2 protein-coding genes are annotated in these 2,477 nt (G+C 57.2%); one reads left to right on the top strand and one right to left on the bottom strand.

What is annotated here, in order from left to right; all coding sequences use genetic code 11:
* Positions 1–106: 106 nt before the first annotated feature.
* On the bottom strand, positions 107–1,549 hold the full coding sequence (gene mgtE / locus HU755_RS26875; protein WP_186529805.1) for a magnesium transporter: 1,443 nt from the start codon (positions 1,547–1,549) through the stop codon (positions 107–109).
* A 320-nt stretch (positions 1,550–1,869) separates the two neighbouring features.
* On the opposite strand from mgtE, the gene HU755_RS26870 reads away from it, so the two are divergent.
* Positions 1,870–2,382, top strand: a complete 513-nt coding sequence (locus tag HU755_RS26870) for a cell envelope protein SmpA (protein ID WP_186638282.1) — start codon at positions 1,870–1,872, stop codon at positions 2,380–2,382.
* Positions 2,383–2,477 lie beyond the last annotated feature (95 nt).

Below are 2,477 nucleotides of genomic sequence, written 5' to 3'. Positions count from 1 at the left end.
TTTTCAGAAATACAAATGCCCCGACAAGTCGGGGCATTTGTATTTAACCGGGGCAGATTGCGTTTTCACACAGTCTGGTGTTGACGGGCTTTTTCATTGCGGCAAGTCAGAGCAGGAAGATTGTCGCCAGCCCCAAGAAGATAAAGAAGCCGCCACTGTCGGTCATCGCGGTGATCATCACGCTGGCGCCCATGGCCGGATCGCGCCCCATCTTCGCCAGGGTCATCGGGATCAACACGCCCATCAGCGCCGCCAGCAACAGGTTGAGCGTCATCGCCGCAGTCATCACCACGCCCAACGACCAGCTGCCGTACAGCAGATAGGCGACGACACCAATCACTCCGCCCCAGACCAGACCATTGATCAAGCCGACCGCCAGCTCCTTGCGCATCAAGCGCGACGTATTGCCGGTGCTGACCTGATCGAGTGCCATTGCGCGCACGATCATGGTGATCGTCTGGTTACCCGAGTTGCCACCGATACCCGCCACGATGGGCATCAGCGCGGCGAGCGCCACCAGCTTCTCGATCGAGCCTTCGAACAGACCGATCACCCGAGAGGCGACAAATGCCGTGATCAAGTTGACTGCCAGCCAGGCCCAACGGTTGCGCAGGGATTTCCACACCGACGCGAAAATGTCCTCCTCTTCGCGCAGACCCGCCATGTTGAGGACTTCGCTTTCGCTCTCCTCACGAATCAGGTCGACCATTTCGTCGATGGTCAGACGGCCGATCAGCTTGCCGTTCTTGTCGACCACCGGGGCCGAGATCAAGTCATAACGCTCGAACGCTTGCGCGGCGTCGTAGGCGTCTTCGTCAGGATGGAAACTCACCGGATCGCTGGCCATTACTTCGGCGACCTGCTTGTCCGGATCGTTGACCAGCAAACGCTTGATCGGCAGAACGCCTTTGAGCACGCCGTCGTAGTCGACCACAAACAATTTGTCGGTGTGCCCCGGCAGTTCTTTGAGACGACGCAGGTAACGCAGCACCACCTCGAGACTGACATCCTCACGGATAGTCACCATCTCGAAGTCCATCAGCGCACCGACCTGATCCTCGTCGTAGGAGAGTGCCGAGCGGACACGCTCGCGCTGCTGATTGTCCAGGCTCTCCATCAGCTCATGGACGACGTCTCGCGGCAGCTCGGAGGCCAGGTCAGCGAGTTCGTCGGCATCCATGTCCTTGGCCGCAGCCAGGAGCTCGTGATCGTCCATGTCGGCGATCAGCGTTTCCCGAACGGAATCGGATACTTCAAGCAGAATGTCGCCGTCGCGGTCAGCCTTGACCAGTTGCCAGAGCGTCAGGCGATCGTCCAGCGGCAAGGCTTCGAGAATGTAGGCGACGTCGGCGGAGTGCAAATCGTCGAGCTTGCGCTGCAACTCGACGAGATTTTGCCGGTGGACCAGGTTTTCGACCCGGTCGTGATGCGGGCCTTCCTGGCGATGAGTCAGGTCTTCAACAACACGCTGACGCTGCAGCAGCTCAACGACTTGAGCCAGGCGATCCTGCAGGCTTTCCTGTGTTTTCTTTACTTCGATTTCGGACATAGGCGAACTCCACTCCCAGCAGCGGGGCACGCCGGAAGGATCAATCAGTCAATTCATGATTGGTAAAACGGGGTACTGAATATCTACTGGGTAAGTCCATGGAAGTTTTCCACAAGCCCCGGCGGGGCTGACGGGCGCAATGATACACGCCTGACGGTTTAAAACGTTAAAAAATCACGGCTGAAACAAGCGCTTGCACAACAAACCTGAGCGCCTTCCTGATCCGTGCAAATGCGACGACTCATCCTGAAAAGAAAACACACCGGCGATGGAAAAAGTAGCGACTACCCTTGAGCGTAGATCGTCATGGAGGACATCGAATGCCATCAAAATCAGCCCTTATCCTATTGACCGCACTTCTCCACACCACGCCTTCCACAGCCACCACACTTCATCGTTGCCAAGCGTCTGACGGCAGCGTCACCTTTACTTCGATGAGCTGCGCAGCCGGCGAGCAGCTTTCTCTTCAGCAGGTTCATCCTTATTCACCCGGCTGGGTCGCGATCATGCCGGAGTTCAATCACGAAGCCGTGACAGGCATGAAAGACAGGGGGCGCGAACCGGGCATCATCGGCGGCGCCGAACATAAATGTGGAAACCTGATCGATAGCAGCCAGCGGCGTGAAGCGATCATCAACCGGCAGGTCATCGCCGGCATGAGCCAGCGGGACGTCGAAAGTGCGCTGGGCAAGCCGGACAAGATCAATACGCGCACATCCACCACAAGCTATCGTTACGACCTCAAGCGAGGCCGCAGTGCTCAAATTGATTTTGATGAAAGAGGCTGTGTGAAAGGAAAAGCCAAATCCCGGACAGCAAAAAGCCCGCGTTAAACGCGGGCTTTTCGGTATATGGTGCACTCGACAGGATTCGAACCTGTGACCGCTCGGTTCGTAGCCGAGTACTCTATCCAGCTGAGCTACGAGTG

It is taken from the genome of Pseudomonas sp. SWRI111 (assembly GCF_014268555.1).
Lineage (GTDB): Bacteria > Pseudomonadota > Gammaproteobacteria > Pseudomonadales > Pseudomonadaceae > Aquipseudomonas > Aquipseudomonas hamedanensis.
Note: the sequence above shows the minus strand (reverse complement) of the source record. Positions and strands in the feature narration are given on the sequence as shown.